We start from the raw sequence: 23755 nt of genomic DNA on the forward strand, positions 1-23755 counted from the left end.
TTCACTTTAAACCAACAAAACCAATGACCAACTTTCTCACCAAAACATGGCTGACATTTTTTGTAGTTGCAGCCATTCTCCAGGCAGTTTCTGCCCAGCAGGCGACTCATCCAAACGTTGTTTTGATCATCACAGATGATCAGGGCTACGGCGATTTGGGATGCACCGGAAATCCGCATGTAAAAACGCCCGTACTCGACCGTTTTGCTGAAGAGAACATTCGCTTTACCAATTTTTACGTGTCGCCGGTTTGTGCGCCCACCCGCTCCAGCCTGATGACAGGGCGTTACAGCCTGAGAACCGGGGTCAGAGACACCTACAACGGCGGATCAATAATGGCGGCCTCGGAAACTACCATCGCCGAAATGCTGAAGGAAGAGGGATACAATACCGGAATTTTTGGCAAGTGGCATTTGGGTGATTGTTATCCTTCGCGGCCGATGGATCAGGGCTTTGACGAATCGCTCGTCCATCTTTCGGGAGGAATGGGACAGGTGGGAGACATTACGACCTGGTTTAAGGGCGATAGCAGTTATTTTGATCCGGTGCTTTGGCACAACGGCAAACCCGAGCCTTACACGGGATATTGCAGCGATATTTTTGCGGACGAAGCCATCCGGTTTATCGAGTCGAACAAGGAGAAGCCTTTCTTTTGCTACCTGTCTTTTAATGCTCCGCACACACCGCTGCAAGTGCCTGCGAAGTATTATGAAATGTACAGGGACATCGATCCTTCTTCCGGTTTTGAAAACGATTCCCGGCCTTTCCCGGAAATGAGCGAAAAAGACAAGGAAGACGCCCGGAAAGTGTATGGAATGGTGACCAACATCGATGATAACATTGGCAAACTTTTACAACGTCTGGATGAGTTGCAGCTGAGTGAAAACACCCTTGTCATTTTTATGACCGATAACGGGCCGCAGCAACCGAGGTACGTTGCCGGAATGCGCGGAAGAAAGGGGAGTGTGTACCGCGGCGGAGTCAGGGTGCCCTTTTTTATGCGTTATCCCGGCATGGGAAGTAAAGAGGTAAATGCCACAACGGCGCATATCGACGTGTTGCCAACCATCGCCGAAATTTGCGGTGCCAAGCTTCCCGAACAGCGTGTGATCGACGGTAAAAGCTTGTTTTCGCTGCTTACAAAAGATAATTACGACCGGCAGGAGCGCTCCTTGTTTTTCTACTGGACGCGTCGTTATCCCGAGCTCTACAACAATATGGCTTTGTACAAGGGCGATTATAAACTGGTGGGTTTTACCTCGTTTGATGCCGGAATCGGCGATTTCGAACTGTACAATATTAAAGACGATCCGTATGAGCAAGAGAACATCCTTCCGAAAAATAAGGACATTGCGAAAAAGCTAAAGACAGAATTGGATCTGACGTACCGCGATTTAATCAGCTCAGAAAACATCCTTCACCAGCCCTTGATTGAGATTGGAAATAAAAATGAAAATCCGATCATCCTGAACCGTAATGAGGCCGACGGCGAACGCGGTATCTGGGCGCAGGAAGATGTTTTTGGAAAATGGAATGTAAGAGTCAACCCTGGGAAATACAATGTTACATTCAAATTTGTTCAGGCGATTGAAGGAGGCGGCACCTTGCTGCTGGAAACAAACGGGGTGGTGAACAGGATGGATAATTCCGAAAATACGGATGTTCTGGAAATGAAAAATGTGGATCTTCCCGGATACGAAGGAGAGTTGATGGCAAATTATTTCTCGTCCGGCAAAAAGATTCTTCCGTTTTGGATTGAATTGGAGAAAGTGGATTAAAGTTTTTTATACTGAAGTGGTTCAATGGAACGCTGATAACTCAGATTTTGCTGATTCCCGCTGTATTATCTGTTAGGATCAGTTTCATGAGCGTTTTATATCGGCCAAAGAATATTAATTTTGGCTTCAGAAAGAAAACATTGTGATGAAGGCAGAGATTATTACCATAGGCGACGAAATTCTGATCGGTCAGATCGTCGATACCAATTCGGCCTGGATCGGCCAGCAATTCAGTTTAAACGGCATTGAAATTTACCAGGTTACTTCGGTTCACGACGACCGTGAGCACATTCTGGAAGCCATTCGAAAAGCCGAGGAAAAAGTGGACCTCGTGGTGATTACCGGAGGTTTGGGCCCCACCAAAGACGATATTACCAAGCGGGTGCTTTGTGAGTATTTCGACACGCAGCTGGTTTTTCACGAGCCCACGCTCGAAGCCATAAAAGTGCGTTTTGCCAACCGCGGCATCGATGTAAACCGTTTGAACCAGGACCAGGCGATGCTGCCCGAATCCTGCACGATTTTGCCCAACAAACTGGGAACTGCCCCGGGAATGTGGTTTGAGCGCAACAATACCATTTTTGTTTCGATGCCCGGTGTGCCTTTTGAAATGCAGTACCTGGTGGAGTTTGAGCTGCTGCCCCGTTTGCGCGAGACCGGCCGAACAAAAGCCATTTTTCACAAAACCGTGTTGACACAGGGCGTGCCTGAGTCGATGCTGGCCGACCGCATTTCGGACTGGGAAGATGCGCTGCCCAAACACATCAAACTGGCTTATCTGCCGAATCCGATGTCGGTACGTTTGCGACTTTCAGCTTATGGCGACAACGAAGCGACGCTCAGAAAAGAGGTGGAAGCCGAGATTGAAAAGCTCAGACCGCTGATTGCGGAAAGTATTTTTGGTTACGACGAGGATACGCTGGCAAGTGTGACGGGTCAGATGCTGTCTGCCAACGGAAAAACACTGGCGGTGGCAGAAAGCTGCACGGGTGGTTATATTTCGCATCTGATCACTTCTGTGTCGGGGAGTTCGGTTTACTACAAAGGCGGTGTTACTTCCTATGCCAACGAGGTAAAACAACAGGTGCTGGGAGTAAGTGCTGAATCGCTGGAAAGCGTGGGGGCAGTGAGCGAAGAAGTGGCACTGCAAATGGTAAAAGGTGTCAAACGCCTGTTGAATGCAGATTATGCGGTGGCAACTACGGGTATTGCCGGCCCAACCGGAGGAACCGAAGAAAAACCTGTGGGTACGGTGTGGATCGCATTGGCCGGACAGAACAAAACATTTGCGCGGAAATATGTTTTTGTGGGCGATCACCGCGAGCGAAACATTGTTCGTTCTGCTCAAACGGCCTTACAACTGTTGCGGCAACTGATTTTGGAAGAAACCAGTCATTGATTTAAGTATCAGATCAACGATACTCATGTATTTTTCCTGCAAACCATTTCAACCGGTTTTAGATTGAAATGATGGATTGAATAGATTGATGAGATTGAACAATCTACTTCAATCTACTTTTCGATCTACGATTCATCTTTTTTGGCTTGTCCTGGTTCGAAATTAACTCAGCATCGAAGCACTACTTTATCGTATTGAATTGGTTAAAGCATAAAAAGCCGTGAGTCAGAAAGGAATCTGTATTTAATTATTAAAGCATTTCCGCATTATAGCATTCATGCATTTGGTACAATTGTCCGCAGACTGTTGCAGACGAGCTTGAAATATTCTGTATGTTTGCTCTAGAACAGCGCCTTAACACAGTTTTCATTCTTTTAACAACAACAAGGCACGGCTTGCGTTTCTATTATGTATTTTTGACGTAAATAAAAAGTCCATGAAGAGAATTATAATTATCCTGTTAATCATAGTTTTGGTGATTGTTGGCGCGCTGGTTGCCATTCCGGTTTTCTTTAAGCAAAACCTGCTGGAGTATGCCAAGCGAACATTGAACAAAGAGTTGAATGCCAAAGTGGAACTGGCCGATCTTAAAATCTCGCTGTTTCGCGATTTCCCCAAAGCAAGCGTCGATCTGAAAGACATGCTGATCACCGGAACCGGTGCCTTTGCCAACGATACTTTGCTTAGTATTCCGTCGCTGCGGACGACCATCGACCTTTCGTCGCTTTTCAATCCGTCAAACATGGAAGTGGAGTCGATTGTGGTGGATCAGGCATTTATCAATCTTTTGGTGAACGAGAGCGGAGCGGCCAACTGGGATCTTGTTCCGGCCGGAGATGCCCCGTCAGAAACGAAAGCTGAGACCACTTCGGAGGATGACTTTCAGTTAAAACTGGATAAAATTGAAATACTTCATTCTGACTTGAAATACACCGACAAATCGCTGAATATGAACCTGGCATTGTTGGATGTGAACCTCGATATTAGCGGTGAAATGTACGGGCAGGGGACCAGCCTGGAAAGCGATGGAAATGTAGGTGATTTGTCGTTGCAATACGGCGGAGTTCAATACATCTCAAAAACTACACTGAATGTAAAAACGCTGCTGGATGTGAATTTTGAGACGATGACTTTTACCATTGCCGAAAATGAATTGATGGTAAACCGTCTGCCACTGGAGTTGGGAGGTTCGTTACAAATGCCTTCTGATACTGTGTTTTTTGATATGCAACTCAATGCCAAATCTTCAGGCTTTGAAAACTTCTTGGCTTTGGTGCCGCCGGTGTATGAGTCGTACATGAAAGACATTCATGCGCAGGGAAATGCTGATATTAAAGGCACACTTACCGGCTTTTATTACGGCGAAGATTATCCGGAGTTTAGCCTCAATATGAACATCCAGAATGGTAACCTGCGCTATGCTGATATGCCCGAAGAAATCAAGAACATAAGGGCTGCTGTGGATATTTCCAAGCCGCAGGGAGACCTGGACCTGACCAAAATAAATGTAAACGAAGCACATGCCGAGATTCGCCAGAATCCGGTAGATTTCACACTGGCGATAAGCACGCCGGTAAGCGATCCGTATTTTGACGGTGCCTTAAAAGGAAAAGTGGACCTTTCGCATTTGAAGAATGCGCTGCCAATGGACAGTGTAAACATGTCGGGCGTAATTAATGCCGATCTGATGGCTCGTGGCAGTTATTCGGATGTGGAAGCAGAGAGATACGATAAGATCCGCTCGGATGGTACGGTTTTGCTTCAGAATTTTGTGTATGAAACGCCCGAGCTGACACAGCCGGTACTGGTTCCCAAGGGAAACCTGAGTTTTTCTCCGGATAAGATATTATTAAGTGAGTTTCTGATGCAGTTGGGTGAAAGCGATTTCCGTTTGTCGGGAACAGTAAGCAATTACCTGAATTATTTTCTGAAGGAAGGCGTGCTGAATGCCAACTTACAGCTGAATTCAAAACGGGTAAATCTGAATGAGTTGCTGCGTTTGCAAGTTGAAGATGCGGCGGTTGCCGAAACAAAACCGGCTGCTCAAAATACAACAGAGGAGGAAGAGAATGTGCTGGCATTTAGTGTTCCGGAACGGGTGGATGTAACTTTCCGGTCGGACATTGAAAATGCGGTATTTAACCGAATTCCTATCCGGAACATCAATGGGGTGATAAAAGCTGCGGATCAGAAATTAACCCTTCAAAACCTGACCATGGACATGCTGGAAGGGCGAATGAATCTGAATGGTTCGTATAAAAACACACCGGAAAATAAGCCGCTGTTCGATTTTGGTTTTGACATCAACAGTTTTGATATTCCTACCATGTTCCGAACATTGGCGGGCTTTAAAAACATGATTCCCGGAGCCGGGAACAGCACGGGCAAACTGAATTCGAAATTTGCCTTAAAAGGACAACTGGGTGAAAAGCTGAGCCTGATCCCGGCATCAGCCAATGGCACCGGAACTTTCAGTACACAGAACCTGGAGATAGTTAATTCGCCGGTGTTTAATCAGCTAAGCGGAATCATTAAAAAGGAGAAACTAAAAGACATTCGAGTGGCTGACTTTGTAGCCAACCTGAACGTGGAGAACGGAAACCTGCTGTTAAAACCCTTCAAAACCAAAGTGATGGGACAGGAAACCACGGTTGCCGGTACTTTGAACGTGGAGAACCTGATTGATCTGAGGTTGGATTTCAACGTAGAACGCGAGGCTTTTGGTCCGGATATTCAGAAAATACTGGCAGTGATCCCCGGAAACGAGAAGATCAAAATGCTTCCGGCAGGAGTGGTGATCAACGGTCCGGTGGGGAATCCAAAGGTAAGTCCCGATCTTTCGAAAACGACCAAAGCGGTGGCCGATGCCACCAAAGACGATATGAAGAATTCGCTGGATAAATTGGGGAAGGGCATTCTTAAGTTATTTGAAAAATAATTGAAGCTTCGTTCGTCAAACCGATTAATATAGTTCTGAAACCGCCGAGAATATAGAAAAATGTGTAATTTCGGGTTTTATTAGAACTACAGCAGTCTTCAGATTCATTACCTATGCAAAGAAAAGTAGTCGTTATAACCGGTGCTTCTTCCGGAATTGGAAAAGCGCTGGCGGAGAAATTTGCCGAAAAAGGCTTTAATCTTGTTTTGGCTGCCCGACGAATTGACCGTCTCGAAGCTCTCAAAGAAAAACTTAATAAGGTTGATGTTTTACCCGTAAAAACGGATGTTACCTCGCCGGAAGACTGCAAAAATCTGATTGATCAGGCGGTAAGCAAATTTGGGAAAATTGATGTCCTTATTAATAATGCGGGCATTTCGATGCGGGCCATTTTTGAGGATGTGGAGCTGGATGTTTTGCATCGTCTGATGAATGTCAACTACTGGGGAACGGTTTATTGCACCAAATATGCCCTGCCACACATTTTAAAACAAAAAGGCTCCATCGTTGGAGTTATCTCCACCGGAGGATACATTGGCTTACCGGGTCGTACCGGTTATTCGGCGTCCAAGTTTGCGGTTCGCGGATTTTTGGATACGGTCAGGATTGAATACCTGCGTTCGGGTCTACATGTTTTGGTGGCAGCACCTGGCTTTACTGCTTCCGAAATCAGAAAAACAGCACTGGTGAGCGACGGTCGTGAGCAGGGTGAAACTCCGCGAAACGAAAGCCGGATGATGTCGGCCGAAAGATGTGCCAGCATTATGTACCGTGCCATTAAAAACCGGCGACGGAAAATGATCATTTCGCTGTGGGATGGAAAGGTGATCGTACTGATGGCCAAACTGTGGGCATGGCTGGTTGATCAGATTATTTACCAGGTATTTAAAAACGAACCCGATTCTCCGCTAAAATAATTTCTGAAGTAAAAGAGGTTTTATTGCATCATGGTTTTGACCATGTAAACAACAACAAAAAGAATGATGGCGATACCGGCAATGCGGTTGAACCATAACAGAATTTTCAGGCTGAAGCGGCTTCGGAACAAATCAATGATCCAGGTAAGCCCAAACCACCACAAAAGGCATCCCATGGTAACTCCCAGCAGGACAAAAAATGCCTCGCCTAGGTTTTTATGCGATAATACTATTCCAAAACCTGAAAACATAGCCACGTGCAACAACATAATGTGAGGATTGGAGATCCCGACCGCAAAAGTACCGGCCATGTGTTTTAGAGGATTTCCCTTCTTTTTCAGCTTTTTTACGGATTGCCTTTCCGGGTGCGAAAAAAATATAAATATTCCCAGCAAGACAAGGATAACAGCACCTGCCAGCTTCACCCAAAGTTCGTGCTGCTGAATAACGCCAATGATAAGTGCCATGCCAAAACCGGCAAAAGCAGCGTAGACAGTGTCGGAGAGGGCAGCCCCCAGTCCGGAATAGAAGCCGGTGGTACGGCCGTGATTCAGGGTGCGCTGAATTACCAGAATCCCGATAGGACCCAGCGGTGCCGATGCCAGCACTCCGATAATTATTCCTTCCAGCCAAAATTTTAACAACATCGTGCAAAGATACATCAATGTTTTAAACAAAAAATCACGCACTGCATAGCAAATGCAAAGCTTAAACAAGAAATATCTCGCAATATTGTCAGTTCTGAAAGACTGGTTTTCAGCCAAAACAACCGATTTCGATTTTTGGAGTGTTTTTTGACTGCTTCCGCTTATTGCCTTAAATTTGACAGACAATGACCAATAGAGAACTGAAAGTAAGATACGATGCGATTTGCGACGACCTGGCGAGGCGCCGGCTGAAGCCCGCTTTTGACCGTTTGGAAAAACTGATCAATGAAAGTGGTCAGTTGCCTTTTCTGGATGAATGGCGCAACCTGGATCAGACTTATCATTTTATGTTAAAATACACGGTAGAGGGAATACAAGATCCGGAACGACAGAAGGTTTACCGAAAACTGATTGTTTCGGTGTATGAACTGGCCGATAAAGTATACGATGCTGCGCGCTTTCGTTTTTCTTCGGCGCTTGAGTACGAAAAGAAAAGAAGCTTTGCCGGCAGCATCGATTTCAGTGATTTCCTGAATGAACTGGAGGCATATGCCCTGCACGACGAGTTGCGTTCGCTGGTTGACGAGGTGGAACTAAAAACTGAAAGCAGTACTACCGATCCATCCGATTTACAGGATAAGATCGTCAAACTGTTTTATCATCTTTGGTTTCAGAACGAGCTGAAAAAGGAAGAAACAGAGTTTGTAAGAGATTTTCTGAAAAGTGAACTTATTGATGTTCCGTACAAAGCATTTATTGTAAGCGGGATTTTTCTGAGTTTGCTGCGGTATTTCGATAAAAGCAAGTTCGACCTCCTGTTTGAGGGATACGGAAATGAAAACCCGGAAGTAAATCAACGGGCGCTGGTGGCTTTGGTACTGGCTTTTTATCGTTACGACCGCCGCCTGGCAAATTACCCGGGAATAACGGCTCGCCTGCGTTTCCTGGACGAAAATCCGGCATTCAAAACAAACCTGGAAACCGTTATTGTTCAGCTGATCAGAAGCAAGGAGACCGAGAAGATTCAAAAGAAAATCACCGACGAGATTATTCCGGAGATGATCCGCATTAGCCCGAATCTAAAGGACAAAATCAATCTCGATAGCCTGATGGACGATAGCATGGGAGAGGATAAAAACCCGGAATGGGAGAAAATATTTGAAGACTCGCCGGGGCTGATGAACAAGATGGAGGAGTTCTCTGAAATGCAGATGGAAGGTGCCGATGTGTTTATGAGTTCGTTTGCCATGCTGAAGATGTTTCCGTTTTTTAGCGAGTTGTCAAACTGGTTTATGCCTTTCTTTGCTTCCAATCCTGAAATCGAAATGGGGCTAAAGCAGCACGACGATTTTACGGATCGCTTTATCCGGGTGATTGATTCTGCGCCTATTTTGTGTAATTCCGATAAATATTCATTTTGTTTTAGCCTGCGCAATTTGCCCGCTGAAAACCGCGAGTTTATGGCCGAAGCCATGAAAGCGGAGATGGATCAGTTTAAAGAATTGCAAAACGATGAAGAACTGACAGATCCGGGGAAAAAGGTCGGTTTTATTTCCAATCAGTTTATCCAGGACTTGTACCGGTTTTTCAAGCTTCATCCGCGTAAAAGCGATTTTGAAGACTTGTTTGACTGGCGGCTTGATTTTCACAATAAACCTGCGTTGGGAGCCATCCTGAAAGAAGATGAAAAAATACTTCGCAACGTCGCTGAATTCTATTTTCAGAAAAATTATTTTGAGGAAGCCGCCGAGGTGTTCACTTACCTGCTGGAAATCGAAAAAAACGGAGAAATGTACCAGAAGCTGGGCTTTTGCTACCAGAAGATGAATGATTTCCGGAAAGCGCTGGAAACCTATCAGAAGGCTGAATTATACGAGTTGAATAAAAAGTGGAACCTCAATAAAATAGCCTTGTGTTACCGCAACCTGAAACAACCTGATAAAGCGCTGGAGTATTACCGTGAAGCTGAAATGCTGGACGAGGAAAATCTTTCGATTCAGTTAAATATCGGGCATTGTTTGCTGGAACTTGGCGAGTACGAAGAGGCACTGAAGTGTTACTTTAAAGTGGAATACCTGGAGCCGGGGAATAAAAAGGTGTGGCGCCCGATCGGGTGGTGTTCGTTTGTGGTGGGAAAAAAAGAACAGGCCGAAAAATACTTCCACATGCTGGTGGACGATGAGCCCAACAAACACGACCTCATGAACATGGGACATGTGCAGTGGAGCCTTGGGAACCGGAAAGAAGCGCTGGATTTCTATAAACGGTCGATCGACCGAAGCGACTTTACAGAACAGGAGTTTTTTGAAGTGTTTGAGGAAGACCTGCATCATTTGCTGGCGCAGGGTGTTAACCGGGAAGATGTGCCCATTATGCTCGATCAGTTACGTTACTTTGTGGAGGAATAAAAAATCCTTATTCGAGGGAATAATCAGTGAGAATGAAAGTTGATCTATGGTAGAGGACTTACCCTTTCTCCTGTCTTTCCCTTAATAAAGGGAAAGACGATCGGTCTTCAAAAGAAACGACTGGCAAAATACTCGATTTCAATCTGCTTTGAACCAGCTGACAATCGTCCTTCCATGCTTGTAGGGAAGGATGAGAGGATGGGTATAAATTAAAATGTCTGCTAGACTTTAAGAAAAAAAAGCCACCCGGCTATCGGATGACTTTTCAGCATTCAGTTAAGTGTTACATTTCGTTTGGCGGAACAGGCGCTGGTACAACATTGCGCACCGGCGGTATGCTCTTTAAATAGGCAAAAATTGCCTTTACATCCTGATCGGTAAGTTGAGAAAAGTTAAACCAGGGCATCGGAGGAAGCAGCGTGCGGGTGCCGTCAAGCCCTTTGAACTTTCCCTGGGTGAGCGCCTTTTTAAACTGCTCTTCTGTCCAGGTGCCGATTCCGGTTACATCTGGCGTAAGGTTGGCGGCATACGATATTCCCCAGGGGCCTGCTGTGGCAGTCAGGTCGGGATAGAAAATCGCAAATCCCTTGTTGGTCAGGGAGGTGTCCGTTACCATGGGCGGATTATCAGCCTGAAAACCTGACAGCATCACTTCCGGAATCAACTCCAGCCCATGCGTTCCCGTTTTTTTGGGTGAGTGGCAATCGTGGCAACCCATGCTTGTTACCAGGTATTCGCCCCGTTTTACCAATTCATCGCCGGTAAGCATGTGAGCAGCCTCGGCTTCTTCGGTTGTCTTGGGTGCGTTGTTACAGGAAACAGCCAGAACTGCCAAGCAAAACACTCCCAGTAAAAAAGTAGTAGAATCTTTCATTCTCATAGTTTGATCTTTTAGTTTAAATATTATTCAAGAACGTTACTTTCTAACTGTAAAAGCGAGTTGATTTTGGTTGCAGAAGCTGTATTGTGCTCATTTTGAGTATGAAAATTTACGACATAATTGTCTTAAATCAAATAAGGCATTCAAAATAAATAAGAAGAAGTGGAGGGTATCACGTAGTGATTCGGGAGTATGGAGAGCCACTATTTTATGTTTACTCTCGCATTAGAATATTCTTCGCATTCAAGCACAAAAAAAAGCACTTCGTAAACCCGAAGTGCTTTTTGCTATGTGGTCGTTTTTCTTTATCCGAGTGTGGCCACCATCACGGCCTTTATGGTGTGCATTCTGTTCTCAGCCTCGTCGAACACAACCGAAGCGGGGCTTTCAAATACCTCTTCGCTCACTTCCATGGCCTCCAATCCAAATTTCCGGTAGATTTCTTCACCCACCTTGGTTTCGCGGTTATGAAATGCCGGAAGACAATGCAAGAATTTCACATTCGGATTCCCGGTGAGCTCCATGGTTTGCTGGTTGATTTGATAAGGCAAAAGCAGTTTAATGCGTTCGGCCCAAACTTCGTCGGGTTCGCCCATCGATACCCAAACGTCAGTGTACAGAAAGTCGCAGTCTTTTACAGCTTCTTCAACCCTGTCGGTGACGAGTATTTTAGCACCGGTTTCCTGGGCAATTTCTCGGCATTGTTGCTGTAATTCGGTTGAGGGCTGGCACTCTTGCGGTGCGGCAGCCCTGAAATCCATTCCCAGTTTGGCAGCTCCCACCATGAGCGAGTTTCCCATGTTGTTGCGGGCGTCGCCGAGGTAGCAGAATTTTATTTCCGACAGCGGTTTGTCAGAATGTTCCTTCATGGTCAGAAAATCAGCCAGAATTTGAGTGGGGTGAAACTCGTTGGTAAGTCCGTTCCATACCGGAACACCCGCATATTTCCCCAGTTCTTCCACAATGTTTTGTCCGAAGCCGCGGTATTCGATGCCGTCGTACATCCGTCCCAGAACACGGGCTGTGTCTTTCATCGATTCCTTGTTGCCGATTTGCGAGCCCGAAGGCCCAAGGTAGGTAACACAGGCTCCCTGGTCGTAGGCAGCCACTTCGAAAGCGCAACGCGTGCGGGTCGACGATTTTTCAAAAATCAGCGCTATGTTTTTTCCTTTTAATTGCTGTTGTTCTTTTCCGTTGTACTTGTCGCTTTTTAATTGACCGGAAAGGTCGATCAGGTAACGGATTTCATCGGGGGTGAAGTCGAGTAATTTTAAAAAATTACGGTTTTTCAGATTAATCATGTTGCTCTGCTTTTGTACTTTATTTTGATTACTATTTGTTTTGCTTATTTTTTAATCGTATTCCATGGTTATTTTGGAGCCGTACGATCGGTCTTCAAGCTTCGTGGCTTCTGTAATCACACTTTTGCTTCCACCTTTTTCAATAAAATGAAGACAGGCGCGAATTTTGGGTTCCATGGTGCCTTCAGCAAAAGTACCATTTTCGAGGTGTTTTATGGTGTCGGCATAATTCAAAAATTCAAGCTTTTCCTGGGTTGGTTTTCCATAATCTTTAAAGATAAACGATACATCGGTTAGAATGTACAATTCATCAGCATTGATGTTGACTGCCAGCAGACTTGAGGCCATGTCTTTATCAATTACGGCATCCAGCGTCCGGACATCCCTGTTCTCGTCGTAGTAAATGGGAATACCGCCGCCACCGGCTGCAATGACAATGTTGCCGGCTCTTGTCAGCATCTCGATCATTTCTTTGTTCACAATATCGATGGGCATGGGTGACGAAACCACCCTACGGTAGCCTCCCGCCACTTTGTCGGTCGGTTTAAAAATCCAGCCTTTTTGCTGTGCCAGTTGGTCGGCTTCTTCTTTTTGGTAGATTTTCCCGATTCGTTTGGAAGGATTATTAAATGCCGGATCATCGGGGTTTACCTCCACGAGGGTTACCAGGGTAACCACATTTTTGTTGATTCCGTGTTTGTTCAAAACATTCCGGAGCATGCGTTCGAGCATGTATCCGATTCCGCCCTGCGAGTCGGCCACACACACATCAAGCGGCATGGGGGCAATTTTATAAAGTTGTTCCCCGGCATCGTTTCGCATCAGTATATTTCCTACCTGCGGACCGTTGCCATGTGTAATTACCAGGTCGTAGCCTTCTTTGACCAGATATACCAGGTTTTCAAGTGTGTCGGTCGAGTTTTTTTCCTGTTGCTCGATGGTGCCGTCTTCAGAGCCCCTCGAAAGCGCATTGCCTCCCAGAGCCACTACTGCCAGTCTGTTCATTTTGTTTACGGTTTTAGTTTTTAACGACGCTTGTTTTGGTTCCGGTAGCATCGGATTGAAAACAATTGCGCGTCATGGGTAAACTTAAAAAATCGAGCGCGAAATAAATCTGACCAATATTACGTTTTTTGGCTGGCCGGGCATATTATACAACAGCTAATGGCTGAGCGGGATTTAAAATTGAAAAACAGGTATTTATCTCACTTTCAAATTCAAATTATCCCGGGTTAATTTGTTAACAGTTTGATCTTAATATGATTTATTTATTGAGAGAGAAAGAGAAGGGGGCGGCTGATATTTTTTAACTAAATTTGCACACAATTGAAAAAAAGACTCCATGGCATTTAGACAAAAAAAGTCTTCAAAATCAAAAACAAAATCTACCGGGAAAAAGAAATTCTGGTTTCGAAATGAAAAATTTCACTTTATACTCGGAATATTTCTTTTGAGTTTTTCGGCATTTTTGCTGATCTCTTTTGTTTCGTTTTTATTTTATGGTGCTGCCGACCAGAGTATTATGGACGCGCCCTGGAAAGAGTTTTTGTTCGACTCTTCCAAAAATGTGCGAAACAGCGGTATGAAAGTGGGGGCGCTTCTTTCGGAGAAGATCATTAACGGAGGCTTTGGCCTTGCTTCGTTTCTTTTTATTTACATGGCGGCATTAACCGGTTTGAAAATTCTGGGACGAAGCATCGCGCGTTACCGCCAGCACATGCTCGATAGTTTGCTGATCATCATCTGGCTTTCGCTGACGCTTGGCTTTATTTTCAATAAAACAGGTGCTGATTCTTTCCTTTACCCGGGCGGACATTACGGTTTTATTCTTAGCAACTGGCTGCGTTCGCTGGTTGGTATTATCGGTATGGCTCTTATTTTACTGATTATCGGTTTGGTTTATGTGGTAGTGCGTTTCGATAAAGCTTACGAGTTTTTGAAAAACCTGCTGAAACAAAAGCCAAAACAAAAGCCTTTGGCAGATCCGGAAGAAGACGATGACCTGGAGCCTTTTGAAGAAGAAAAGGAAGATGAAATTGTGGGGCACGATGATATTTCGACTGTAATTGGCGAAGACGACGTGGTTCGGGCTATTTTTGAGCCAGATGGTGACGAAGACTTTGAGGTGGAGCAAAAAGAAGAGCCAGAGGAGGTAGTGGCAGAAGAAGAGCCTGTTGAAGTGGAAGCTGAGGAGGAACTAAGCCTTCACGTTGAGCCCAAGGTAAAGGAAGAAGAAGTGGATGAAATTGAGCCGGAGGAATTGGAGGATTATGATCCTACTTTGGATTTGGCAAGCTATAAGTTCCCGACGCTCGAATTGCTGGAAGACCATAAATTCGATAATGCTGAAGTGAAGCAGGAAGAATTGGTGGCCAATAAAAACAAGATTGTTGAAACTCTACGGCATTATAAGATTGAAATTACCAAGATACGTGCAACCATCGGGCCGACCATTACGCTTTATGAGATTGTTCCGGCGCCGGGAGTGCGAATATCCAAAATCAAAAACCTGGAAGACGACATCGCACTGAGCTTGTCGGCACTGGGTATCCGTATTATTGCACCTATTCCGGGGCGCGGAACCATTGGTATTGAAGTGCCAAACCAGCATCCGGAAGTAGTTTCGATGCATTCCATCGTTCGTTCCAAAAAATTCCAGGAAAGCACGGCCGAGCTGCCGGTTGCAATGGGTAAAACCATTTCGAACGAAACCTATATGTTCGACCTGGCCAAAATGCCACACATTCTGGTAGCCGGTGCTACCGGTCAGGGTAAATCGGTGGGGGTGAATGTGATCATCACTTCCTTGCTGTATAAAAAGCACCCGTCTCAGCTTAAGTTTGTTTTTATCGACCCGAAAAAAGTGGAATTAAACATCTACTCGGTGATTGAAAAACACTACCTGGCTAAACTTCCGGATACAGAAGAAGCGGTAATTACTGATATTCAGAAAGTAAAAAATACGCTGAATTCAGTAAACATTGAGATGGATGCGCGCTACGATCTGTTAAAAGCTGCGCATGCCCGAAACATCAAAGAGTACAACAAGAAGTTTATCAGCCGGCGCCTGAATCCGGAAAAAGGGCACAAATTCATGCCTTACATTGTGGTGATCATCGACGAATTTGCCGATTTGATTATGACTGCCGGTAAGGAGATCGAATTGCCGATTGCACGTATTGCCCAGCTGGCACGTGCGGTGGGTATTCACATGATTATTGCGACACAGCGCCCGTCTACCAATATTATTACAGGTGTGATCAAGGCCAACTTCCCGGCCAGGATCGCTTTCAAGGTGGCATCGATGATCGACTCGCGTACCATTCTGGATACCCCGGGTGCCAACCAGTTGATCGGAAAAGGGGACATGTTGATTGCTTCGGGCAGCGAAATCACACGTGTTCAGTGTGCTTTTGTAGATACTCCCGAAGTGGAAAAAATATGTGCTTTTATTGGCGATCAGCGGGGTTATCCTACGGCTTTCCTGTTGCCTGAATACGTTGGCGACGACGAACCCGGTCCGGGAGATGTGGACCTGAATAACCGCGACGATCTGTTTGACGATGCTGCCCGTGTGGTGGTCATGAATCAGATGGGATCTACTTCCATGATTCAACGTCGTTTTGCGATTGGTTACAACCGTGCCGGACGTTTGATGGATCAACTGGAAGCTGCCGGTATTGTCGGCCCAAGTGAAGGGAGTAAAGCACGCCAGGTGTTAATTTCCGACGAATACAGTTTGGAACAATTATTGAATAACTTATAGCCAAAATTTAATAAAGGATATGAAGAGAAAATGGGGGATGGTGTTTGCCATCGTTTTGGGAGCTACAGTAACGCTGTATGCTCAAACCGACGCAAAAGCAAAAGAAATACTTGACCAGGTAAGTGCCAAAACAAAAACCTTTACCAGCATGTCGGCCGATTTTGTTTTTTCGATGGTGAACAAGGAAATGGACATCAACGAACAGAACGAAGGCACAATAAAAGTAACAGGACAAAAATACATGGTGAGTTTGCCGGGGGCCGGGCTGGAAATTTATTCCAATGGAGAAACAATCTGGAATTATATGAAAGAGGGCAATCAGGTAACCATTACAAATGTAGAAGACGCCGGAAGCGAACTGATGGATCCGTCTTCCATATTTAGTATTTACGAGCGCGGGTTTCGTTCCAAATTTATTGCTGAAAAGAAAGAGGGTGGCAAAACCCTTTACCAAATTGAACTTTTTCCGGATTCGGATGAATTTCAGGTAGAAAAAATCGATGTGTTTATTGACAAAGCTACCATGATGCTTAGCTCAGCCACATTGCACGGTACCGATGAAAATCTGTATGGAATTGTGGTTAACAAGCTCGAAACAAACAAGAGTTTTACTGACGCTGAATTTGTGTTTGATAAAAGCAAACATGCTGACGTAGAAGAAATTGATTTAAGATAGAAGCTGTGATTTCACAGCTTTTTTTGTTTTCATCAGATGCATCCGCAAACAAAGCCATCCGCCAGGCTGTCGAGCACGTCTTTTTCTTCTTTTTGTTCGGCCCCGGTCCCTTTGCATACTTGGCAAACCGGTAAATTAACAACCGGATTTAGAGTGGAAGTTTCGGGAGTGACCGCTTTTTTGCAAACAAAACATCTTGTATTTAATGTTCCCATTGTGTAAATATGTGCCTGCAAAAATATTAAACTGCGTAAAACTTTACCTGTTATGTCAGATTATTTGAGGTATATCGGTAATCTTGTCGTGCAAATGGCAGGCAAAGTGAATGGCACGATTATTATAAATAAGTGTAACAATAGTTTTTATAGCCTGCACTTTTAATTTAAATTTGCGGAGCTTTATTTTTAAAGATCAATAAGAAACAACATGGCATTTGTAACTAAAATTCTGGGAAAAATCCTCGGAAATAAATCAGAAAGAGATATAAAAGAGATCACTCCGATCGTCAACCAAATCAAAGAAGAATTTGAACGAATAACAAAGCTTAGTAACGACGGATTACGGGAAGAATCAGCAAAACTGAAAAGAATTATTGCCGAACGTGTTAAGCCAGAGGAAGACGAGATTGCTGCTTTGAAGATTGAGGTTGAGGAAGTGGATATTCAGGATACTGAAAAGATTTACGAACGGATTGATAAGCTGGAAGAGATGATTGATGAAAAACTGGAAACGGTTTTAAATGAAATTCTTCCGACAGCTTTTGCAGTGGTAAAAGATACGGCACGTCGTTTTGCGGAAAATACAGAACTGGAGGTTACTGCCAATGATTTTGACAAAGACCTGGCTGCCAAACGCGACAGCATTGTAATAAAAGGCGAAAAGGCACTGTGGAGCAATACCTGGCTGGCAGGAGGTAACCCAACCACCTGGAACATGATTCATTACGATGTCCAGCTGATTGGCGGGGTGGTGCTGCACCAGGGAAACATTGCTGAGATGGCAACCGGTGAAGGAAAAACGCTGGTGGCTACTTTGCCCGTGTTTCTGAATGCTTTAACCGGGAAAGGTGTGCACGTGGTGACCGTGAACGACTACCTGTCGAAACGTGACGCCGAGTGGATGGGACCTATTTATGAGTTCCATGGTTTGTCAGTTGATTGTATCGACAAACACCAGCCGAACTCCGAATCGCGCCGGAAAGCCTATAATGCCCATATTACATTCGGAACCAACAACGAATTTGGTTTCGACTACCTGCGCGATAACATGGCCATTAATCCGGAAGACCTGGTGCAACGCAAACACCAGTATGCAATTGTCGACGAGGTTGACTCTGTTTTGGTGGATGATGCCCGTACGCCGTTGATCATTTCAGGTCCGGTTCCGAAAGGAGAAAACCAGCAGTTTGAAGAACTGAAAGGCTACGTTGAAAAGCTGTACAAAGCACAGCGTGATTTGGTGAATAAAGTATTCATCGATGCCAAAAGGTTGCTTACCAAACCGGATGCCTCCAACGACGAAAAGAAAGAAGGCGGATTATTACTGCTTCGTGCACACAAAGGTTTGCCCAAAAATAAGTCGCTGATCAAATTCCTGAGTGAAGAGGGAATGCGGGCTGTTCTTCAGAAAACAGAGAACTTCTACATGCAGGAGAACAGCAAGAACATGCACATTGTAACCGATCCGCTGTATTTCATCATTGAAGAAAAGCAGAACTCAGTGGAACTGACTGACATCGGTATCGATCTGATCTCGCAGGGAATGGATGATCCGGAGTTCTTTGTATTGCCGGATATGGGAAGCCGCATAGCGGAATTGGAAAGCAAAGGGCTTTCACCCGAAGCTTTACAAGATGAGAAAGATAAGTTATTACAGGATTATGCCATAAAATCAGAACGTGTTCACACCATCAACCAGTTGTTCAAAGCATACACCATGTTTGAACGCGATGTGGAATACGTGGTGATCGACAACAAGGTGAAAATCGTTGATGAGCAAACCGGTCGTATTATGGAAGGCCGTCGTTATTCGGACGGACTGCACCAGGCCATTGAAGCAAAAGAACGCGTAAAAGTGGAAGCGGCTACTCAGACCTTCGCAACGATTACGCTTCAGAACTACTTCAGGATGTATCACAAACTCGCAGGTATGACCGGTACGGCAGAAACTGAAGCAGGCGAATTCTGGGATATCTACAAATTAGAGGTTGTGGTTATTCCTACCAACCGTCCGATTGTTCGTAAAGACTACCAGGATTTGGTTTACAAAACAAAACGCGAAAAATACAATGCGGTTACCGATGAAATCGTAAAGCTCCACAATGCCGGAAGACCGGTGCTGGTAGGTACAACTTCGGTAGAGATTTCGGAATTGCTTAGCCGTATGTTAAAAATAAAAGGTATTCAGCACAATGTTTTGAACGCAAAATTACATGCGCGGGAAGCTGACATTGTTGCCGAAGCCGGTAAAAAAGGAACGGTTACGATTGCTACCAACATGGCAGGTCGTGGTACCGACATTAAACTGACGGATGAAGTAAAAGCCGCCGGAGGTTTGGCCATCATCGGAACGGAGCGCCACGATTCACGGCGTGTTGACCGTCAGTTGCGTGGTCGTGCCGGTCGCCAGGGAGACCCCGGTTCTTCTCAGTTCTATGTTTCGTTGGAAGACGATCTGATGCGTTTGTTTGGCTCCGACCGTATTTCAGGAGTTATGGACCGTCTTGGTCTGGAAGAAGGCGAAGTGATTCAGCATTCGATGATCTCCAAATCGATCGAACGCGCGCAGAAAAAGGTGGAAGAAAACAACTTTGGTATTCGTAAGCGATTGCTGGAATACGACGATGTGATGAACTCGCAGCGTGAAGTTATTTACAAAAAACGTAAACACGCTTTGTTTGGCGAACGTTTGGAAGTGGATGTACTGAACATGATGTATGATTCAGTGGAAGAAATCGTAAATCAGTATCACGGTTCCGATCTTTTCGACGATTACAACATGGAGCTGATGCGCCTGCTGTCGATGGAGTCGCCGGTGAACGAAGAAGAGTTCAAAAAGCTGAGCGCAAGTGAAGTAACAGATCGTATTTACGATAAAATGATCAGCGGTTATAACCGGAAAGTAGAAGGAATTTCAAAGCAGGCATTCCCGGTTATTAAAAATGTATACGAAACCAAAAAAGAGGTTTACAAGAATATTGTAGTTCCGATTACCGATGGAAAACGAATTTTCCAGATTATTTGCAACCTTGAAAAGGCTTACAATAATAAAGGTAAAGAACTCGTAAAATCGTACCAGAAACAGATTGTTCTGAATACCATCGACGAAGGCTGGAAAGAGCAATTAAGAGAGATGGACGATTTGAAACAATCGGTTCAGAATGCCACTTACGAGCAAAAAGACCCACTGTTGATTTATAAATTTGAATCGTTCAACCTGTTCAAAGAGCTGGTTAATAAAGTGAATAAACAGGTGGTTTCAACCCTGATGAAGGGACAGATTCCGATTCAGAGTCCGGATCAGGTGAGAGAAGCGGAGGTGCGGAAACGTACGGATATGAGCCGTTACAAAACACAGAAATCTGAACTTCCGGGAGCTGAAAACCCAATGGAAGGAGCCAATACGCAAACGCAGGAGCGCTCCAGGCCTCAGCCGGTAACCGTAGAGAAACGTGTAGGGCGAAACGACCCCTGTCCGTGTGGAAGCGGAAAAAAATACAAACAATGTCACGGAAGGGGCGAGGCATAAACTAAAGAACAAAGCACGAAATGACATATATTTTAAACTTTATTCACTGGAATGTCAATCCCGAAATATTTCACCTGGGGTCATTGTCGGTTCGTTGGTACGGGCTGTTGTTTGCGGGTGGTTTTCTGCTGGGATATTCCATTGGCGAACGAATGTTAAAATCGGAAAATGTTAGCCAGAAATGGATTGACAGCCTGTTTTTCTACATCATTATCGCCACCATTGTGGGAGCGCGTTTAGGGCATGTGTTTTTCTACGGATGGGATTATTACTCGCAGCACCCCGGCGAAATTATAAAAGTATGGCACGGAGGTTTGGCCAGTCACGGAGGAGCCATCGGTATTCTGTTGGCAATGTACATCCATTCGCGCTTGGTAACCAAGCGTACCATGCTCTGGACTCTTGACCGGATTGTGGTTCCAACAGCCCTGGTAGCGGCCTTTATTCGTACAGGAAACCTGATGAACTCCGAAATATACGGTATTCAAACCAGCTTGCCCTGGGGCTTTATTTTTGAACGCAACGGTGAGGAATTCGCCAAACATCCCACCCAGATTTATGAAGCCTTGGCATACCTGTTAAGTTTTGGAATATTAATGTTTTTATACCGGAAAACCAGTGCCAAAAATAGGCCCGGTTTACTGCTCGGAGCTTTCTTCATTTTAATCTTCACTGCCAGGTTCTTTATCGAATTCATTAAAGAAGACCAGGAGGCCTTTGAATCAGGTATGATGTTAAACATGGGGCAGTGGCTCAGTGTGCCGTTTGTATTGATCGGATTAACCCTGGTTATCAGGGCCATTAAAAAACCGGAAGTGGTGTTTAACAATCGTTGATAATTATTTGTTAATATTGAATAAAATACTGCAAGGTGTTTTGTTTCGACTGATAAAAAAGATTTAATTTGCACAACATTCAGAAATTTCAGGAATATGGTAGAGATAGGAAAATATAAAATGGTTACGTTGACATACGATCTTCGTATTGACGACGAAAACGGGGAACTGGTGGAAAGCGCTACCCTCGAAAATCCGTTACAGTTTTTATACGGTGCAGGTATGATGCTGCCCAAATTTGAAACTGAGTTGGTAGGGTTGAAAACAGATGATCCGTTTGAAATTAAACTGGGAAGCACCGATGCTTATGGTGAAGTAAACAATGATGCAATTGTTGAACTGCCTAAAAGCGTTTTCCTGGTAAACGGAGAGTTTGATTCAGAACTGATTCAGGAAGGCAATACTGTTCCGATGATGAGCAGCAACGGCCAACGCCTGAATGGTTTGGTGCTCGAAGTGACCGATGAAACCGTAAAAATGGATTTTAACCACCCACTGGCAGGCGAAGATCTTTTCTTTACCGGTAAGGTTGTTGAAGTGCGCGAAGCTTCTGACGAAGAAGTGGCACAAATACTTTCCGGTGGCGGAAGCTGCGGATGTGGCAGTGGCGAAGGAGGCGGTTGCGGCTCCGGCGGATGTGGTACTGAAAGTAATGGCGGCGGATGTGGTTGCGGATGCTAATATAATTTTCAGAATTAGTTCAATTTAATATCTTTAACCCTGTTTTCTTAACACGTATAAGAGAACAGGGTTTTTTGCATAAAGTATGAACACATTTGGACATTTATTTCGTTTAACATCGTTTGGCGAATCTCATGGCAGGGGAATTGGAGGTATTATTGACGGTTGTCCTGCCGGGCTGGAAATCGATGTAGAGTTAATTCAACAAGATTTATCGAGAAGAAGGCCGGGGCAGTCGAAAATTACTACCCAGCGAAAAGAACCGGACCAGGTAGAGTTCCTGTCGGGTATTTTTGAAGGAAAAACGCAGGGAACGCCCATTGCATTTGCGGTTTGGAACAAAGACCAGCATTCGAACGATTACAACGATCTGAAAGATGTATACCGTCCTTCTCATGCTGATTATACCTATATTCAAAAGTACGGAACACGTGATCACCGGGGAGGTGGCAGGTCTTCGGCACGCGAAACCATTGCTCGTGTAGTGGCTGGCGCCATTGCCAAGCAGATTCTTGCAAAAGCTGGTGTACATATTCAAGCTTTTGTTTCACAGGTTGGCGAAGTTCAGCTAAATAAATCGTACCTTGAATTGGACCTGACAAAAACGGAGGAAAATATTGTGCGTTGTCCTGATCCGGAAATAGCTGAAGAAATGATTGCCCGTATTGTTTTAGCAGGAAAAGAGCACGATACGGTTGGCGGCGTTATCACCGCTGTTGCTACCGGCGTGCCGGCAGGTTGGGGAGAGCCGGTTTTTAATAAGCTACATGCCGACTTGGGGTTCGCCATGCTCGGAATAAATGCTGTAAAAGGCTTTGAGTACGGTTCTGGTTTTGAAGGCACGAAATTAAGTGGCTCGGAACACAATGATATTTTTGTTAAGACCGAAAATGGCATACGGACCAAGACGAATAACTCAGGAGGCATTCAGGGAGGGATCTCCAACGGCGAAGACATTTATTTCAAGGTGGCATTTAAACCGATAGCAACCTTGTTGAAAGAGCAAAAAACGGTTGACCGGGCCAACGAAGAAACCACGATCAATCCAAAAGGAAGGCACGATCCCTGTGTGTTGCCACGTGCTGTCCCTATTGTTGAAGCAATGGCGGCACTTGTTTTAGTTGACCACTATTTACTGAATAAAACAAATATGTAACTATGCCCAGAAGAAAAAGAAACAGGAGGATTCAGGTCCCGCCGGTAATTAAGGGAATGTCGGTTTATGGTATTCGCGGACGAAAATCAAACGAGGTAATACTTCATCTTGAAGAGTATGAAGCGATTCGTTTGCTCGATTACCAGAACCTGACACAGGAAGAAGCAGCGGTATATATGGATGTTTCCCGTCCGACACTGACGCGTATCTACGAAGAAGCGCGGCATAAAGTAGCTACTGCATTTGTTGAAGGAAGAGATTTGATCTTCCGGGGCGGAGACGTTTACTTTGATAAGAACTGGTATAAATGCAATGCTTGTAAAGCCAGTTTTAGCGATTATTCCGACGAAGTAAAGAATTGTCCGGTTTGTAATTCTGAAGATATTATATCACTAAACGAATATTTTTCTGATTAAAAAAAACCTCCGGCTCAACAGCCGGAGGTACCCAATTAAGTTGTGATAAAACCAGAGCCCTAGTACACTAGGATCGGCTGCAATTTACGACGAATAAGCTTTCATGTCAATACCAAAGTGACCGAATAGGAGATACTTTGCTCTTTTATTTTTTCTGAAATTCCATGTAACCCTTAGCTCATCCTGCTTTCGTCAGTTAGAGTCATTCC

At 44.8% G+C, this 23755-nt stretch carries 17 protein-coding genes; 12 read left to right on the forward strand and 5 right to left on the reverse strand.

Annotation, left to right across the window (positions count from 1 at the left end):
* The first annotated feature begins 23 nt into the window (after nt 1-23).
* The 4 genes from D1614_RS12715 to D1614_RS12730 all read left to right on the forward strand — a co-directional run bounded on the left by D1614_RS12715 (nt 24) and on the right by D1614_RS12730 (nt 7032).
* A complete protein-coding gene (locus D1614_RS12715) occupies nt 24-1778 on the forward strand; it encodes an arylsulfatase (protein ID WP_119438321.1) in 1755 nt (584 codons plus the stop codon).
* Between the two features lie 145 nt (nt 1779-1923).
* Complete coding sequence (locus tag D1614_RS12720) at nt 1924-3177, forward strand: competence/damage-inducible protein A (protein WP_119438322.1); 1254 nt, start codon at nt 1924-1926, stop codon at nt 3175-3177.
* A 436-nt stretch (nt 3178-3613) separates the two neighbouring features.
* On the forward strand, nt 3614-6115 hold the full coding sequence (locus D1614_RS12725; RefSeq protein ID WP_119438323.1) for an AsmA family protein: 2502 nt from the start codon (nt 3614-3616) through the stop codon (nt 6113-6115).
* A 113-nt stretch (nt 6116-6228) separates the two neighbouring features.
* Nucleotides 6229-7032 (forward strand): SDR family oxidoreductase, encoded by an 804-nt coding sequence (locus D1614_RS12730; protein ID WP_119438324.1) that lies wholly within the window; start codon nt 6229-6231, stop codon nt 7030-7032.
* 20 nt (nt 7033-7052) lie between these two features.
* Here the strand turns inward: D1614_RS12730 and D1614_RS12735 are convergent, their stop codons facing one another.
* Entirely contained in the window at nt 7053-7679 is a 627-nt protein-coding gene (locus D1614_RS12735; protein WP_162304490.1) for a LysE family translocator, read from the reverse strand.
* A 185-nt stretch (nt 7680-7864) separates the two neighbouring features.
* On the opposite strand from D1614_RS12735, the gene D1614_RS12740 reads away from it, so the two are divergent.
* On the forward strand, nt 7865-10087 hold the full coding sequence (locus tag D1614_RS12740) for a tetratricopeptide repeat protein (RefSeq protein ID WP_119438326.1): 2223 nt from the start codon (nt 7865-7867) through the stop codon (nt 10085-10087).
* Nucleotides 10088-10370: 283 nt separating this feature from the next.
* Here D1614_RS12740 and D1614_RS12745 read toward each other — a convergent pair whose 3' ends face one another.
* The 3 genes from D1614_RS12745 to arcC all read right to left on the reverse strand — a co-directional run bounded on the left by D1614_RS12745 (nt 10371) and on the right by arcC (nt 13273).
* A complete protein-coding gene (locus D1614_RS12745; protein ID WP_206610011.1) occupies nt 10371-10967 on the reverse strand; it encodes a c-type cytochrome in 597 nt (198 codons plus the stop codon).
* A 305-nt stretch (nt 10968-11272) separates the two neighbouring features.
* The gene (argF, locus tag D1614_RS12750; RefSeq protein ID WP_119438328.1) at nt 11273-12268 is read right to left on the reverse strand and encodes an ornithine carbamoyltransferase; all 996 of its coding nucleotides are present in this window, start codon (nt 12266-12268) and stop codon (nt 11273-11275) included.
* 51 nt (nt 12269-12319) lie between these two features.
* A complete protein-coding gene (gene arcC / locus D1614_RS12755) occupies nt 12320-13273 on the reverse strand; it encodes a carbamate kinase (protein ID WP_119438405.1) in 954 nt (317 codons plus the stop codon).
* 337 nt (nt 13274-13610) lie between these two features.
* Between arcC and D1614_RS12760 the strand changes: the two genes are divergently transcribed.
* Both D1614_RS12760 and lolA1 read left to right on the forward strand, forming a co-directional pair.
* Nucleotides 13611-16034: an FtsK/SpoIIIE family DNA translocase gene (locus D1614_RS12760; RefSeq protein ID WP_119438329.1), complete on the forward strand. Its 2424-nt coding sequence runs from the start codon at nt 13611-13613 to the stop codon at nt 16032-16034.
* Between the two features lie 19 nt (nt 16035-16053).
* Nucleotides 16054-16710 carry an outer membrane lipoprotein periplasmic chaperone LolA1 gene (lolA1, locus tag D1614_RS12765; protein WP_119438330.1) on the forward strand — a complete coding sequence of 219 codons (657 nt, stop codon included), beginning with the start codon at nt 16054-16056 and terminating at the stop codon, nt 16708-16710.
* Nucleotides 16711-16742: 32 nt separating this feature from the next.
* On the opposite strand, the gene D1614_RS12770 is transcribed toward lolA1, so the two are convergent.
* Nucleotides 16743-16925, reverse strand: coding sequence for a hypothetical protein (locus D1614_RS12770; RefSeq protein ID WP_119438331.1), 183 nt, complete (start codon nt 16923-16925; stop codon nt 16743-16745).
* 211 nt (nt 16926-17136) lie between these two features.
* Here D1614_RS12770 and secA point away from each other — a divergent pair, with 211 nt between their 5' ends.
* From secA to D1614_RS12795, 5 genes are all read left to right on the forward strand, one after another.
* Nucleotides 17137-20457, forward strand: coding sequence for a preprotein translocase subunit SecA (gene secA, locus D1614_RS12775; protein ID WP_119438332.1), 3321 nt, complete (start codon nt 17137-17139; stop codon nt 20455-20457).
* 20 nt (nt 20458-20477) lie between these two features.
* Nucleotides 20478-21293 carry a prolipoprotein diacylglyceryl transferase gene (lgt, locus tag D1614_RS12780; protein WP_206610012.1) on the forward strand — a complete coding sequence of 272 codons (816 nt, stop codon included), beginning with the start codon at nt 20478-20480 and terminating at the stop codon, nt 21291-21293.
* A gap of 96 nt (nt 21294-21389) precedes the next feature.
* Complete coding sequence (locus D1614_RS12785; RefSeq protein WP_119438333.1) at nt 21390-21974, forward strand: FKBP-type peptidyl-prolyl cis-trans isomerase; 585 nt, start codon at nt 21390-21392, stop codon at nt 21972-21974.
* An 85-nt stretch (nt 21975-22059) separates the two neighbouring features.
* Nucleotides 22060-23130, forward strand: coding sequence for a chorismate synthase (gene aroC, locus D1614_RS12790; RefSeq protein ID WP_119438334.1), 1071 nt, complete (start codon nt 22060-22062; stop codon nt 23128-23130).
* A 2-nt stretch (nt 23131-23132) separates the two neighbouring features.
* Nucleotides 23133-23546, forward strand: a complete 414-nt coding sequence (locus tag D1614_RS12795; protein WP_119438335.1) for a DUF134 domain-containing protein — start codon at nt 23133-23135, stop codon at nt 23544-23546.
* Nucleotides 23547-23755: the final 209 nt, after the last annotated feature.

Origin of the sequence: Maribellus luteus (assembly GCF_003576475.1) — a bacterium.
In the GTDB taxonomy this organism is placed as follows: Bacteria; Bacteroidota; Bacteroidia; order Bacteroidales; family Prolixibacteraceae; genus Draconibacterium; species Draconibacterium luteum.